The organism is Nocardia sp. PLKS1-43, assembly GCF_059510335.1.
The window spans coordinates 490,954-505,644 of record NZ_JCAJZQ010000002.1 but is presented as its reverse complement, the minus strand read 5'-3'; the positions used below and the strand labels follow the sequence as shown (position 1 = coordinate 505,644).

Genomic DNA, 14,691 nt, shown 5'->3' with positions numbered 1-14,691 from the left:
GTAACCTAGCCGGAGTTCGCGATTCACCCTCTTTGTCTCGGTATCTGATGCTTTGCTGGAGCTGTACACGGCGAGTAGAGGGTGGAGGCGAAGTCGATGCATCGGGTATCGCAGCAGGACCATGCTCGTAGCGCGCGGCCGTGGTTGTGGGCGACGCTGACAGCGGTGACGGTGATCGCGGCAGCGGTGTGGGCGGTGCGTCCGGACCCGTCCGCCTGCCGGACCCCGTCGCCGGATGCGGGACCCCGCCCGGCGACGATGAGTGTGCCGAATATGCCGTATTTCCAGAGGATTCCGATCACCGAGCAGGTCGATCCACCGATTCTCACGCAAGCGCGCTACTACGAGTTCGGTGCGGACGTGGCGTGTTCGTACCCGGACCTGCCGACGGACGGTTATTACGTCGGGGTGCCGACGGACGAATACGACGGCAGCGCGGCCTGCGGGCAGTACGTCGACCTGTACGGACCGCTGGGTTCGGTGCGCGCGCAGATCGTGGATCGCTGCCCGGGATGCGCTGCGCGCCAATACGATCTGAGCGCCGCTGCCTTCGCGCGGGTGGCCGATCCCCGCGCGGGCGTCGCGCAGATCGGCGTCAGCCGTGTGCACAACCCTTCGCCATCGCCGGACCTGGTGTACCGGATCGAGGAGGGGTCCTCGCCGGACTGGCTGGGGCTGCAGTTCACCGATACCGGAAATCCGTTGCGCCGAGTCGAGATTCGGTCGGCGGCGGGCGGGGCCGGGCATATCCTGACGCGGCGCATGGACAACTTCTGGACGATCTCGGGAGCCGGTGCGGGGCCGTTCACCGCGCTGGTGACCGATGCGGAGGGCCATCAGGTCATCGTGCCCGGAATCGTGGTGGAGCCGGGGCGATCGCGGCACGCCGGTCGCAGTCTCTACGCACCTGCCACCCAGGTTCCGGCGGTGAGTGTTTCGCGGCCCGTATCCTCCGCGCTGACCTCGGCGGTCGCCGTCTGCTCCTGAGGCGGGCAGCGCGGCGGCCCGGGCGTATGCGATCATCGGCCGGAACACGTTCTCATCCGTCGTGGGCGGTGCACCAGGAGGCAGGCGATGGCCGATCGGAACACAGCGAACCGGAGGGCGGCCGCGCGGTTCTCCGCGGTGCGGCCGATGCGCAGCCTCAGCGACCGGGTCACGCGGCTGCACGAGGTACCCGCCGGGACGATGGTGGAGCTGCCCGGCCGCGGCCGGACCTATCTGACCGACATCGCGGGTCCCGAGGGTGCGCCCACGCTGATCCTGTTGCACGGCCTGGTCGCCACCGCGATGCTCAACTGGTTCCCCGCGCTCGAGGAGCTGTCCCGCGCCTACCGCGTGGTGCTGTTCGACCAACGCTGGCACGGCCACGGAATCCGTTCGCAGCATTTCGCTCTGGACGATCTGGCCGAGGACGTTATCGCGGTCCAGGATCTGCTCGGCGTCGAGCGCCCGATCCTGGCCGGATACTCCATGGGCGGTATGGTCGCCCAGCTCGTGGCGCACCGGTTCCCCGAACGCGTCGGTGGAATCGTGTTGTGCGCCACCACCTATCGCTTCCGGGAGACCTGGCGCGAACGCGCCTTTCACGGCGGTCTGGCCGCATTGGCAGGCCTTGCCTCGGAGACGGCCTCGCGTCGGGTGATCCGGATCGGGGAGCGCCTGCCCGGAGTGCCGGAGATCTCGTGGGAGACCGGACGTTTGGATCGCTGGGCGTTGTCGGAGCTGCACAGTGTGAGCAGCTTGGGTATGGCGGAGGCAATCGCCGAACTCGGGAAGTTCGATTCCTCGTCCTGGCTCGACAGCTTGAAAGCCCCTGCGGCAGTGGTCATCACGACGCGCGATCGGGTGCTGCCGGTGCGTCGGCAGCTGGAGATGGCCGCGCTGATTCCGGGTGCGGAGATCTTCCTGGCCAGGGCGGGACATGCGGGCTGCGTGCTGGAGGCAGACGCCTTCGTCCCGGCACTGCTGGACGGGTGTGCCGCGGTGGCCGCCCGGCTGTGATCAGCGCCGCTGGACGCGGCCGGCCGGCGGTTCGATCTTCGCGTGGTTGGCCAGATACCCGTTGAACGCGGCGAGGTCGTCCGGGCCGACCGCGCTCTGCTGCCCCTGAGTGAAGACGGTGAACCCGTCTCCGCCCGCGGCCAGGAAGTTGTTCGTCGAAACCTGGTACACCGCACGGGTATCCAGAGCCTGTCCCGCGATCCGGACGGTGTCGTCGAGGATCTTGTGGCCCTTGGGCGCGGTGTCGGAATAGGAGTAGGTGATGCCGGCCACCGACAGCACACCGGGCGTGGTCTTGTTATCCCATTGCTGCTCCAGCAGATTCAGGATCTGCTGACCGGTCAGGGCGACGGTGACCACCTCGTTGCCGAAGGGCTGCACGGTGTACGCCTGTTCGTAGGTGATCGCGCCGCCGCTCAGATCCGCCCGCACGCCACCGGGATTCATGAACGCGGCCACGGCGTGGTCGGGCGCCATGGCCGCGAGCATGGCGTCGGCGATCACATCGCCGAGCGGTGAATCACCGCCCGGGGTCGGGTCGTTGGACAACGGACCGTCGCTGGTGCCGATCACCTGCGCGGCGCGCGGGCGGGCCTGATCGGCGAAGAATCCGACGAGTTTCGCCGCGGCCGGGTCGGGTGTCACGGTGCGGGTGACCACGCGGTTGACCGCCTTCGCATCGACGGTGCCGTCGTGGAAGCGCAGGGTGACATCGGTGATCAGGCGTCCGTAGGACGCGGCCTGCGTCACCACCTTGCCCGCGATGGTGCAGTTGTAGGCCTGATGGCTGTGCGCGGTGAGCAGTACCTTCACCCGGGAATCGAGGCGATCGGCGAGGGCGGTGACATTCGGGCTGATATTCGCGCAGCCGTTGTAGTCGACCGGCGCGCCGTGCGTCTGCTGTGCGCCGCCGTCGTGTACCAGCGCCACCACCGTTTCCGCACCCGCGGCGAGCATTTGCGGGATGTACTTGTTCACCGCGTCGGCCTCGTCGCCGAAGGTGTAGCCGCGGATCGCGTCGGGCATCACGATCTGCGCGGTCGTCGGGGTGACCGTGCCGACCACGCCGATCTTGTGGCCGCCCACCTGCAGCATCGTCCACGGCTTCAGACCGGGCGGGAGCTGACCGTACGCATCGGTGACGTTGGCGGCCAGATAGGGAAACGCGGCTCCGGTGAACGGCTGTCCGGGGGAGCAGCCGTCGGCGGCGCAACCGCCCTCCTGCAACCGCGTCAATTCGGCCGTGCCATGGTCGAATTCGTGATTTCCCGCCGCGGAGGCGGCCACTCCCAGCGAATCGAGATAGTCGATGGTGGGCTCGTCGTGGAACAGCGCCGACAGCAGCGGGCTGGCGCTGACATTGTCGCCGGCGGACAGGACCGCGCCGGCCGGATAGGCCGCCCGCAGCTTGGCCACATGAGCGCTGAGATATGCCGCGCCGCCGGCCTGGTACGCGCCGACGCGTCCGTTGCCGCCCTCGGGTGGTTCCAGATTGCCGTGCAGATCGTTGATCCCGAACAGATGCACCTCGCCAGGCTGTGCCGCGGGCAGGTCATCGGTGGAGATGAGCGGTATCGCGTTGGCATGCGAGGAGTTCGACGGTGCGGTACCGTGACCCCCGCAGCCGACCAACGACACCATGCCCAGGACGGCGATCATCGCTTCGATCAGGCGGCGGCGCAGCTTCATAACCCTCGACTCTGGCAGACCGATACGGCGTGCCGGCTGCGCCCGGGTGAATTTCCGGCGCAGCTGCGGCCGCAGTGTGATTGTGCCGGACCGATTCCGGTGCGACCGCGGACTCCGTGCCGACGTGATCGGTCACCCCGGCACGGATGACGGTCCTCACCAGTGCAGGCCGGGGATCCGGTTGGTGATCCGAGTGGCCGGTTCCGGCATTCCCATGAGCGGCTGCACGATCGGGGCCAGCGCCAGCAGCGGGCTCCGGCTTTCGGTCGCGCCGGTGTCCGGACGCGCGGCGCCGGACGTGGCGGCGGCCGACTCGCCGAACATCCGGAAACCGCGGTGCAGGATCGCCTTCTTGACCGAGGGCATCACGGTATCCACGACCTGTGCGAAAGTGCCGATCGGGGTATCGATGCGAGCCGGGCGTTCGATCAACGCGCGCACCACGATCGCCGCGGCCTGATCGGGCGTGTGCACCGGGATGGAGCGGTACAGATCGGTCGGGGCGATCATCGGGGTGCGCACCAGCGGCATCCGCACCGAGGTGAAACCGATTCCGGCGTCGGCATTCTCCACGGCCGCGATCTCGCTGAACGTGTCCAGGGCGGATTTGCTCGCGACGTACGCGGCGAAGCGCGGCAATTTGGTCTGCACGGCGATGGAGGAGATGTTGACGAAATGTCCGAAGCGGCGTTCGCGCATCGCGGGCAGCACCGCGAGGATCAGCCGTACCGCGCCGAAGTAGTTCACCGCCATGGTCCGCTCGAAATCGTGCATCCGGTCGGTGGAGTTGAGCACCGAGCGACGGATCGAACGGCCCGCGTTGTTGACCACGTAGTCGATGTGGTGATGGTCGGCGAGCACCTGTTTGACCAGTAGCTGAACGGCCTTCTCGTCGGTGATGTCGTAGGAATACGCCTGTGCCGCACCGCTTTTCGCGCGCACCTCGGCCGCGGCGGCGTCGAGTTCGTCGGTGCTGCGGGCCACCATCAGCACCGTGGCTCCGCGGCGGGCGACCGCGTGTGCGGTGGCCAGCCCGATGCCCGAGGAGGCGCCGGTGATCAGCACGATCCGCCCGCGCAGCGGATCGCCGTCGGTGCGGCGTGCCCGGTCCGGGTCCAGGCGGCCGCGCCAGAACTCCCATAGCGTTCCGGCGTACTCGTCGAATGCCGGCGGGGTCAGCCCGCGCAGCTGCGCGCGGGTGAAGTCGGAGACGAATTCGGAGGCGAAGGTGACATGCGGCGCGACCTCGGCCGGAATCCCCAACTGCCGCAACAGGTAATCGCGGGCCTGCGGCACACCCGGAATCCGGCCGAGCAGCTGCAACGCGCCCTGGCTGCCGGGCAGTGTGCCCCGTCCGGCGGGTGCCCCCGCGGCGCGGGCCAGTGCGGCGTAGACCTCCGCGAACGGCTGGGGCTCGGGATTGACCAGGTGGAAGGTGCGGCGGTTCAGGCCAGGGCGGCGGATCAACCGGACCATGGCCGCTGCCACGTAGTCCACCGGAACGATATTGGTGCAGCCCAGATCCGGAAGCATCATCGGCAGTTCCGAGGGCAGTGCCGCCAGCCGGGCGATGGCGGCGAAGAAGTAGTAGGGACCGTCGATCTTGTCCATCTCGCCGGTGGTGGAATCGCCGGCGATGATGGCCGGGCGATAGATCCGCCAGCGCAGTCCCCGGGCTTCGCGAACCAGCTTCTCGGCGGCGAATTTGGTTCGGTGGTAAGGGGATTCGAGATTCTGGCCGAGGTCGAAGTCGTCCTCGAAGAATTGACCGCGGTGATCGCCCGCGACCGCTACCGACGAGACGTGATGCAGGACCGCGCCGAGTTCGGTGGCCAGCTCGATCACCGCGCGGGTGCCGGTGACATTGGCGGCGTAGGCGGTCTGCTCGTCGGCGGTCATGTCGTAGACCGCGCCGAGGTGGATCACGTGCTCGGCTTGCGGCGGAAGATCCTGCAGCCCAAGGTTTTCCGCGGTCAGATCGCCGATCAGCGGGAAAACCCTATCGGTGGCGCGCCAGCTCGCGGTCAGCTCGGCGAGTTTGGCCGCGGAGGCCTCGCGCACCAGGATGTGGATCACCGCGTCCGGATCGCTGGTGAGCAGATCCTGGACCACCCGCCGGCCGAGAAATCCGGTGCCGCCCGTCACGATATACGAAACCATCGCCCCTCCTGGATGTCGAACATGCTGTGGCGCAACGACTTCGGTTGCGCATAACACTGTCCGTCCGACATTCGCCGGTGGATGCGGACGTGAGAATCGGCCGCTGAGGACTGCCTCGCTAGCAGACGTCGGGCCGAGGTAGGAACACCGTCGTGCCTAACTGATGAGTAACTTTAGCGGGCGTTCCGTTGTTTCCGCAACAATGCCGCGCCCTTCGTAGTGTGTGTCGTATCACCACGTGAGGGCGTCGATTGGTATCTGTGTCAAAGGTTTTCAGATAACTTCCGGAGGGATTGGTTATCTGTTGGCATCCGGTACCGTGCGGTCGGCTCAGCCCTGTTGCCGAGTCGGGAACTCCGCGGCCAGTTCGCGGAACATCGCCGAATTGAAATCGAACGCGCGCTGACATTCGCCCAGCACTCGCTGCTTCTCGAGATCATCCACCGCGAGCACGTCGAGCAGTTCGCGGTATTCGCGCTTGAACGCCGCCGGGTTCGGAATCTGGTCGAAGACGTAGAACCGCACGCCGTCGCCGCGCTTGGGCAACTGCCACAACTTCTCGGCGGTGCCGCGGATGACCTGTCCGCCGGACAGATCCCCGAGGTACCGGGTGTAGTGGTGCGCGACATATCCGGCGGGCCAGTGCCGAGCGCACTCGCGCACCCGGTCGGCATAGGCGGCGGTGGCGGGCAGCGGATCCAGATCCGCGCGCCAGTCTTCGCCGCCGAGGTGGGCCAGGTCGTCCTCCAGATGCGCCACCCGAGCCAGCTCGGGCCGCACGAACGGGCCCGCCACCGGATCGGCGGCCAATGCCTCGCTGTGCTCCTCGAGCGCGCGGTAGACGTGCCACAACTGCCCGGTGTACCGGTAGAACGCCACAACCCCCAGCTCGCCGCCGAGCATATCGCTCATGAACGTCGAGTTCTCCGCATCCGCGTGTTGCCGTTCGGTAGCGGTGCGGATCTGCGCGGAAAAGGGAGTGGCGGTGTCGGGCATGGTGCTGCTGTCCTCACTTCGTTCCCGGGCAACGCTCCGGCCTGCTTTGGGTTACCTAACTTTCCCATGACGATACCTGGTCGCACGGCTCGTGGAATCAAACTTTCGGACGAGACAGCGCCCTCCGGGGGTATCTGCGGATGGCCCAGGGGGCGCTTCTACCCGTTGACCGTCACCGGTCCATTGGGTCCTGGGCGGTGTGCGCCGGGCCCGAAAGTGAGCTGCCGAACGGTCGCACCAAAGTGCTTTCGCGGCAATGTGAATGGTCCAGAACCGCGCTGTTTCCGATTGTGCGATTCGGCGTTCGGCGAGGTCGGTGGGGCAGGGATGGCGACGCGCCCGGCGTCTGCGACACGGGCGCATTTCTTTCCCGTCCCGGAGGCCTAGCGGGGGCGAATGTGCCCGTGTTACAACGGAGTTACGTGTAGTTGTTGTTGCTAACTAATCGAGAGGGCGTGAATATGTGCGGAATCGCGGGCTGGGTGTCGTTCGACTCCGACCTGACCCAGCAAGAGCGTGTCCTCGACGCTATGACCGAGACGATGGCCTGTCGCGGGCCCGACGGCCGGGGCACGTTCGTGCGGACACACGGTGCGCTGGGGCACCGCCGCCTGGCCATCATCGACCTGCCCGGCGGCACGCAGCCGATGAGCCTGCGCACCCCGTCCGGCGATATCGGACTGGTGTACTCCGGAGAGACGTACAACTTCCACGAGTTGCGCGCCGAGTTGACCGCGCTGGGCCACACCTTCCGGACCGACAGTGACACCGAGGTCGTCCTGCACGGCTACCTGCAGTGGGGCGAATCGGTGGTCGACTATCTCAACGGCATGTACGCCTTCGCGATCTGGGATCAGCGCACCGAGAAATTGGTGATGATCCGGGATCGCATGGGTATCAAGCCGTTCTACTACTACCCGACCCCGGACGGCGTGCTGTTCGGCTCGGAGCCCAAGGCGATCCTGGCGAATCCGATCGCCCGCAAGGTCGTGGACAACGACGGGCTGCGCGAGCTGTTCGCCTTCACCAAGCAGCCGAAGTGGTCGCTGTGGAAGGGGATGTACGAAGTCCTGCCGGGCACCTTGATCACGGTGGACCGCAACGGGATTCACGAGCGCACCTACTGGCGTCTGGATGCGGTGGAGCACACCGACAGCCAGGAGGACACCGTGGCGAAGGTGCGTGAGCTGCTCACCGACATCGTGGACCGCCAGCTCATCTCCGACGTGCCGCGCTGCGTATTGCTCTCCGGCGGATTGGATTCCAGCGCGATCACCGGTTTGGCCGCCGCGCGGCTGGCCCGCGACGGCGAGCAGCTGCGCACCTTCTCGGTCGATTTCGCGAACCAGGAGGAGAATTTCGTTCCCGACGAGATGCGCGACACCCCGGATTCGCCGTACGTGCGCGAGGTGGCCGCACTGGTCCGCTCCGCGCACGAGGACGTCGTGCTCGATCCGGCGGAACTGTCGGATCTGGCGGTGCGCCGCGCGGTGATCACCGCGCGCGACATCCCGGCCGGGCTCGGCGATATGGATTCCTCGCTCTACCTGCTGTTCAAGGCGATTCGCGCGCAGTCGACGGTGGCGCTGTCGGGTGAGTCGGCCGATGAGGTGTTCGGGGGGTACCGCTGGTTCCACGACGAGGTCGCCTTGAAGGAGGAGACCTTCCCGTGGCTGGCGTTCAACAACTCGATCACCGGCGAGGGGCGCTGGCAGATGCTCGAACCGCGACTGCGCGAACGTCTTCAGCTGGAGAACTTCATCTCCGATCAGTACGCCTCGGCCGCCGCGGAGGTGGAGCATCTCGACGGTGAGTCCGAGGTCGAGCACCGCATGCGCACCGTCTGCCACATGCATCTGACGCGTTTCGTGCGGGCTCTGCTGGATCGCAAGGACCGCGCGTCGATGGCGGTCGGACTCGAGGTCCGGGTGCCGTTCTGCGATCACCGGCTGGTCGGCTATGTCTACAACACGCCGTGGGCGCTGAAGACCTTCGACGGCCGGGAGAAGAGCCTGCTGCGGCATGCCGCGAAACACGTTCTGCCCCAATCGGTCGTCGAGCGCGTCAAGAGCCCGTACCCCTCGACGCAGGATCCGGGTTACGCGGCGAATCTGCAGCAGATCGCGAAAGAGATTCTGGCCGAGAAGGATTCGCCGGTCTTCCAGCTGGTCGACAAGGCTTGGCTGCAGAACGCGGTGACCCGGGACCCGCTGCAAATCGACGCGATGACCCGCGGCAATCTGGATCGCACCGTCGACCTGTACACCTGGCTCGACATCTACTCGCCGGAACTGCTTCTGGACTGATCGAACCCGGCCTGTCGCCTCGGTCGCCCCGGGCCACTTCGCCGGGGCGGCCGACGTGTGCCGCCGGAGGCGATTCCTCGGAACATCATCGCCCGTGCCACGAATCCGGATAGGTACCGGTGCACAACAGGTTTCGCTTGCCTTGGTAATGCCGGGTGTACCCGGCGGACTTCTGCCGCAGCGTCGCCCGAGATGGCGGATTGCCCGCAACCGTCGGTCACCGGTGGCGGTTTCGAGCGGCGGTTGGCGATTGGCTGGAGTTGTTCCACGCCCGCACCCACGATGGGCGCATGACCATCGAACAGCGGTTCGAGACGCCTCGGATCCCCGTATTGATCGTGGGCGGGAGCATCGTCGGGGCATCGGCCGCCCTGTTCCTCGCCGCGCGCGGCATCGTTCCCGTGCTGGTCGAGAAACACGAGAATATCTCGAACAGACTGCGCGCCAAGGTTTTCTACCCGCGCACCATGGAGGCGTACCGATCCGTCGGAGCGGACAAGGACATCTACGCGCGTCAGGCCGCCCTGCCACCCGCCGACCATGCCGCCCGGGTGGTCTCCCTGGCCGGACCGGAACTGTGCCGCTGGCAACTGCCCGCCGCGGCCGATCTCGGCGCGGTATCTCCTTGTCCGAGTGCACTTCTCAGCCAATCCGAGGTCGAGCGGATCGTGCGGGCGCAGGCCCGTGCCGCGGGGGCCGACCTGCGCTGGGGACACCGCCTGATCGGATTCCGGGACCGCGGCGACCACGTGTGCGCGTGGATCACCGGTCCGCACGGCCGGGAGTATCGGGTCGAGACCGAATACCTGCTGGCGGCGGACGGCCAGGCGAGCCGGGTGCGCGAGCGGCTGGGTATCGGGCGATCCGGCGATCCGGCGGTCGCGCACGTCATGGAGATCGGCTACACGGCGGACCTGCGCGCCGCGCTCGCCGGGCGTCGGCTGGCGATGGCGTGGACCCAGGCGCCCGAACGCGCGTACCTGTCCTGGAATACCGCCCACGACCGCGGCGTGGTCTCGGTGAACTACGACCCCGCCCGAATCGACCCGGCCGCCTTCGACGGTCCCCGCAACGCGGCGATGGTCTCCCGGGTGCTCGGCATACCCGCCGCGCGGCTGTCGATCACCGGCGCCCGGTCGTGGCAGATGGGCGGTTGGGTGGCCGACAGGTACCGCGCGGGCCGGGTGTTCCTGCTCGGCGACGCGGCCCATGTCACCCCGCCCGCCGGCGGTTTCGGCGCGAACACCGGTATTCAGGACGCCTGGAATCTCAGTACGAAGCTGGTCTCGGTGCTGCGCGGCGACGCCCATCCCGCCCTGCTGGACGACTACGAGCCGGAGCGGCGCGCGGTGGGCGAGCTGACGGTCGCGCAGGCAATGGCACGCGCGGGGCACGGGGACGAATCCGGCCTGCTCGGTGAGACCGCCGTGGCGATCGGCTACCGCTACCCGATGCCCGGACCCGATCCGGGGCTGCCGCCGGCGGATGAGCCGCAGCGCTGGCGCGGTGAGGCCGGCACCCGGCTCGCGCACCGGCCGCTGCCCGGCGACCCGGGCAGTTCGACGCTCGACCTGGTGCGCGGCGGTCGCTACCTGCTGCTCACCGGTGCGAACGGCGAGCCGTGGTTGCGGGCCGCGCGCGCCCTCGATCGGCCCGGCGAATTCCTGGACGCGGTCGCGTTGCCCGCCGAACTCACAGTGGCACAGGATGATTCGTTCGGCATCGGCGAGCGCGGCGCGTTGCTGGTGCGACCGGACCACGTGATCGCCTGGCGCGCGGGCGACCACGGGCCCGATGCGGCCGGTCGATTGGCCGCGGCCGTCTGGGGCGCGCTGACCCGGCATTGCGCCTGACTGCTCCGCCAGGCGGACGGTCCGCCGAGTCCTTCGGCCCGGACCGCCCCAGCGTGCGATGCGGAGCCCCAGGGTGTGCGGGGTGTTCCGGGCCCGTTCCGCGCGGCCCTTCCGAGTGAAATGTTTACGGAGTTTAATAATAGGTGTTCACAAAACTGGTGTGGTGTGGTTCACTCATCGAAACGTGTTCCAAAGGAGGTAACCGTGTCCGCTCCCTCTCTGTCGCACAGCTTCGACTTCACCGATCCGGACCTGCTCGCCAGTCGTTTGCCCGTCGCCGAGTGGGCGGAGTTGCGCCGCACCGCACCGGTGTGGTGGGTGGACCAGCCGCACAACGTCGCGGGCTTCGGCGACGACGGTTACTGGGTGGTCAGCAAGCTGGACCACATCAAGGAGATCTCCAAGAAGCCCGACGTGTTCTCCAACTTCGAGAACACCGCGGTGATCCGGTTCTACGAGGACATCGCCCGCGAGGAGATCGACATCCAGCGCGGCATGCTGGTCAACCAGGACCCGCCCTCGCACGACAAACTGCGCCGGATCATCTCCCGGGGTTTCACTCCGCGCGCGGTGGAAAGCCTGCGCAACGCCCTGCGCGAGCGCGCCGAGCGCATCGTGCACGAGGCCAAGCGCAACGGCGGCGGCGATTTTGTCACCGAGGTCGCCTCCGAACTGCCGCTGCAGGCGATCGCGGAACTGCTCGGCGTCCCGCAGTCCGACCGGGGCAAGCTGTTCGAGTGGTCCAACACCATGATGGGTTACGACGATCCGGAATTCGGCGGCGATCACAAGATGGCGACCGCCGAGGTCATGGGCTACTCCTGGAATCTGGCCGAGGAGCGGCGCGGCTGTCCGGCCGACGATATCGTGAGCCAGCTGGTCACCGCCGACGTGGACGGCGAATCGCTGGGCTCGGACGAATTCGCCTGGTTCGTCATCCTGCTGGCGGTCGCGGGCAACGAGACCACCCGCAACGCGACCACGCACGGGATGAAGGCGTTCATCGACTTCCCGGAGCAGTGGGAGTTGTACAAGCAGCAGCGCCCGCGCACCGCGCCGGACGAGATCGTCCGCTGGGCCACCCCGGTCATCGCGTTCCAGCGAACCGCCCTGTCGGACACCGAGATCGGCGGTCAGCCGATCGCCAAGGGACAGCGCGTGGGATTGTTCTACGCCTCGGCCAATTTCGACGAGGAGCGGTTCGAGAAGCCCTTCGAATTCGATATCCTGCGCGACCCGAATCCGCACGTCGGATTCGGCGGCACCGGCACCCACTACTGCGTCGGCGCGAATCTGGCCCGCCTGCAACTGGACCTGATTTTCAACGCCATCGCCGACGTGATGCCGAACCTGCGTCAAATCTCCGAGCCGGTGCGGCTACGCTCAGGGTGGTTGAACGGAATCAAGAGCTGGCAGGTTGCTTACGAATGAGCGGTCGGGCCCGGAGGAGGTAACGTGCCCAACCACAACGGGCCCCGGTCGATCAGTGGACAAGCCACCGCCCACGTCCCCGCGCGCCGGGGGCGGGCGCCCGCGGTGAACGACGCGGACATCCGGCGGGTGGCCAGATCCCTTCTCGCGGAACAGGGTCCGGAGGCGGTGACGCTGCGCGCGATCGCGCGGGCACTGGGCATCACCGCCCCGGCGCTGTACCGCTACTACGCCTCGCGCGAGGATCTCGTGGCGACCCTGCGCCGGGACATCTGCGCGGATCTGGCCGAGGAACTCGCCCAGCAGGTCGCCGAACTCCCCGACGACGGCGTGGTGCAGCTCCTGGCCGTATGCCGCGGCTTCCGGCGCTGGGCGCTGGACCACGCCCCCGAGTTCACCCTGGTGTTCGCCTCGCCCGCCGGGGAGAACACCAGTGCCATGCGGCAATTCGACGAACCCTTCGGCCGCATCTTCCTGCAGGCGGCCGGTCTGCTGCTGACCACCTACGACATCGTGACCCCGTCGGCCGAGGTGATCCCGGAGGCACTGTGCCCGGATCTGAAGCGATTCCAGGCCGACCTGCTCGAGGTACTCGCCGAATCGGGCCAGGAGTTCCCGGCCGAGAAGCTGGACCTGGGCGTCACCTATCTGATGACCACCTTCTGGGCGCGCATCTACGGCCACGTCACCTTGGAGGTCTTCGGCAATTACCCGATGGCCGTGCGGGATCCGGACATCTTGTTCGACGCGACGCTCGAGGATCTGGCGCGCAGCATCGGGGCCTGAGGAGCGCGGCAACCGAATACGAGGCCGGCTCACGGCGGCGGCACGCTCGGCATCTCGCCCGTGGCGAACGTCGGCGGGTGAATCCCGCGGAAGCGCAGCAGAATTCGCGGCCGCCGCAGGAACCGCGCGCCCCACTCACCGAGGGTGACCCCGGCCGCGAGCGCACAGCCGACGCCGAACGCGGCGAGCATTTGATTCAGGCCCGTGGCCTGCTGATCGTTGAGCAGCGCGGAAAGCCCCCGGTAGATGCTCAAACCCGGGAGCAACGGGGTGATTCCGGCAACCGCGACGACCAGCGGCGGCGTCAGCGCGCGGCGGGCCATCAGACCACCGGCCAGACCCACCACGCAGGCGGCTACACCCGAGGACATCACCGGCCCGAAACTGGACCGCTGCACCAGCAGGTAGCACAGCGTCGCCGCGGCGCCGCTGACCGCCGCCGCGGCGAGTGCACGGCGTTCGGCGTAGCACGCGAGCGCGAAGGCCAGCGAGGCCACGGCGCCGGCGATGAGCTTGAGCGGCAGGTTGGTGATGTTGGCCGAGGAATTCATATCGATCGACGGCGCGACCGCGTGCAACATGTCCGCGGCCCGCAGCGCGAGCGCGACCCCGGCGATGATCCCGCCGGTCATCATGAGCAGGTCCAGCATGCGCGCCGCCGCGGTGATGGGTGCGCCGGTGATCGCGTCCTCGACCGAGCCGACGAGCTGTAATCCGCTCAGCAGCACCGTGATTCCGGCCGCGACGATCAACGACGGACTCGTCTCCACCCGCCCGGCGAAGGTGGCGAGCAGGATCGCGGGTACGGTCGCGATCGCGCCGCCGACGATCGCCTGGAAGAACGAGGGCAGTCCGCGGTAGTTCAGCGCCCGGTTGGTGCGGTCGATCGCGGCGGTCGCCACGAAACTGGTCGCGGCCACGATCGGGCCGCCGCCCAGCAGCAGGCCGATGGCCGCCGCCAGCAGCGCCCAGCCAGCGGTCGCCACCCAGCGGTTGTAGGGGTGCGGAGCGGTGGTGATCTCGTCGAGCGCGGCGTGCGCCACCTCGGGCGGCACCACCTCGCGGCGGATCCGGCGGGTGAGCCGGTCGACGGCGGCGAGGCGGGTGAAGTCGAGGGTGCGGTAGTTGACCACTCGCATGGTGGACGCGGGCGGCATGGTGGGGCCGCGATCGGCCGAGATACGGATCGAGTTGTAGGTGACGTCGATATCGCACTGCGACAAACCGTATGTGGCGGCGATGAATTCGACCTGGGTGGTGGTATCGGTGACCGCGGTTCCCGAGGCGAGTACGACCTCGCCGACCCGTTCGGCGAGTTCCATCACCTGCGTCACGGCGGCGTCGTCGGACAGATCGATCGGCTGCAGTGGAGCCGGCGCCTCGACGACCGCGTCCACGGTGGCGATGCGCTCGGCGACGATCCGGTCGGTCACCCAGTCGAGCGCGCGCCGCCAGCGTCGACGCGG

10 protein-coding genes are annotated in these 14,691 nt (G+C 67.9%); 6 read left to right on the top strand and 4 right to left on the bottom strand.

Annotated features, from left to right (window positions below; translation table 11 throughout):
* The first annotated feature begins 96 nt into the window (after window positions 1-96).
* Window positions 97-987: an expansin EXLX1 family cellulose-binding protein gene (locus AC5WS7_RS10205; RefSeq protein WP_495954169.1), complete on the top strand. Its 891-nt coding sequence runs from the start codon at window positions 97-99 to the stop codon at window positions 985-987.
* Window positions 988-1,074: 87 nt separating this feature from the next.
* Window positions 1,075-2,004, top strand: coding sequence for an alpha/beta fold hydrolase (locus AC5WS7_RS10200; protein WP_495954168.1), 930 nt, complete (start codon window positions 1,075-1,077; stop codon window positions 2,002-2,004).
* On the opposite strand, the gene AC5WS7_RS10195 is transcribed toward AC5WS7_RS10200, so the two are convergent.
* The 3 genes from AC5WS7_RS10195 to AC5WS7_RS10185 all read right to left on the bottom strand — a co-directional run bounded on the left by AC5WS7_RS10195 (window position 2,005) and on the right by AC5WS7_RS10185 (window position 6,849).
* A complete protein-coding gene (locus AC5WS7_RS10195) occupies window positions 2,005-3,693 on the bottom strand; it encodes a bifunctional metallophosphatase/5'-nucleotidase (protein ID WP_495954167.1) in 1,689 nt (562 codons plus the stop codon).
* Window positions 3,694-3,849: 156 nt separating this feature from the next.
* On the bottom strand, window positions 3,850-5,853 hold the full coding sequence (locus tag AC5WS7_RS10190) for an SDR family oxidoreductase (protein ID WP_495954166.1): 2,004 nt from the start codon (window positions 5,851-5,853) through the stop codon (window positions 3,850-3,852).
* A 330-nt stretch (window positions 5,854-6,183) separates the two neighbouring features.
* On the bottom strand, window positions 6,184-6,849 hold the full coding sequence (locus AC5WS7_RS10185; RefSeq protein ID WP_495954165.1) for a biliverdin-producing heme oxygenase: 666 nt from the start codon (window positions 6,847-6,849) through the stop codon (window positions 6,184-6,186).
* A gap of 461 nt (window positions 6,850-7,310) precedes the next feature.
* On the opposite strand from AC5WS7_RS10185, the gene asnB reads away from it, so the two are divergent.
* From asnB to AC5WS7_RS10165, 4 genes are all read left to right on the top strand, one after another.
* Window positions 7,311-9,155 (top strand): asparagine synthase (glutamine-hydrolyzing), encoded by a 1,845-nt coding sequence (gene asnB / locus AC5WS7_RS10180; protein ID WP_495954164.1) that lies wholly within the window; start codon window positions 7,311-7,313, stop codon window positions 9,153-9,155.
* Window positions 9,156-9,445: 290 nt separating this feature from the next.
* Entirely contained in the window at window positions 9,446-11,008 is a 1,563-nt protein-coding gene (locus AC5WS7_RS10175) for an FAD-dependent monooxygenase (RefSeq protein WP_495954163.1), read from the top strand.
* Window positions 11,009-11,212: 204 nt separating this feature from the next.
* Window positions 11,213-12,439: a cytochrome P450 gene (locus AC5WS7_RS10170; RefSeq protein WP_495954162.1), complete on the top strand. Its 1,227-nt coding sequence runs from the start codon at window positions 11,213-11,215 to the stop codon at window positions 12,437-12,439.
* Window positions 12,440-12,463: 24 nt separating this feature from the next.
* Window positions 12,464-13,225: a TetR/AcrR family transcriptional regulator gene (locus AC5WS7_RS10165; RefSeq protein ID WP_495954161.1), complete on the top strand. Its 762-nt coding sequence runs from the start codon at window positions 12,464-12,466 to the stop codon at window positions 13,223-13,225.
* A 29-nt stretch (window positions 13,226-13,254) separates the two neighbouring features.
* Here the strand turns inward: AC5WS7_RS10165 and AC5WS7_RS10160 are convergent, their stop codons facing one another.
* The gene (locus tag AC5WS7_RS10160; RefSeq protein WP_495954522.1) at window positions 13,255-14,658 is read right to left on the bottom strand and encodes a threonine/serine exporter family protein; all 1,404 of its coding nucleotides are present in this window, start codon (window positions 14,656-14,658) and stop codon (window positions 13,255-13,257) included.
* Window positions 14,659-14,691: the final 33 nt, after the last annotated feature.

What these genes read in the sequence shown, in the direction of transcription:
- AC5WS7_RS10185 (WP_495954165.1), bottom strand. Translation starts at nt 6,849, where the DNA reads ATGCCCGACACCGCCACTCCCTTTTCCGCGCAGATCCGCACCGCTACC.
- AC5WS7_RS10175 (WP_495954163.1), top strand. Translation starts at nt 9,446, where the DNA reads ATGACCATCGAACAGCGGTTCGAGACGCCTCGGATCCCCGTATTGATC.
- AC5WS7_RS10205 (WP_495954169.1), top strand. Translation starts at nt 97, where the DNA reads ATGCATCGGGTATCGCAGCAGGACCATGCTCGTAGCGCGCGGCCGTGG.
- asnB (WP_495954164.1), top strand. Translation starts at nt 7,311, where the DNA reads ATGTGCGGAATCGCGGGCTGGGTGTCGTTCGACTCCGACCTGACCCAG.
- AC5WS7_RS10195 (WP_495954167.1), bottom strand. Translation starts at nt 3,693, where the DNA reads ATGAAGCTGCGCCGCCGCCTGATCGAAGCGATGATCGCCGTCCTGGGC.
- AC5WS7_RS10200 (WP_495954168.1), top strand. Translation starts at nt 1,075, where the DNA reads ATGGCCGATCGGAACACAGCGAACCGGAGGGCGGCCGCGCGGTTCTCC.
- AC5WS7_RS10190 (WP_495954166.1), bottom strand. Translation starts at nt 5,853, where the DNA reads ATGGTTTCGTATATCGTGACGGGCGGCACCGGATTTCTCGGCCGGCGG.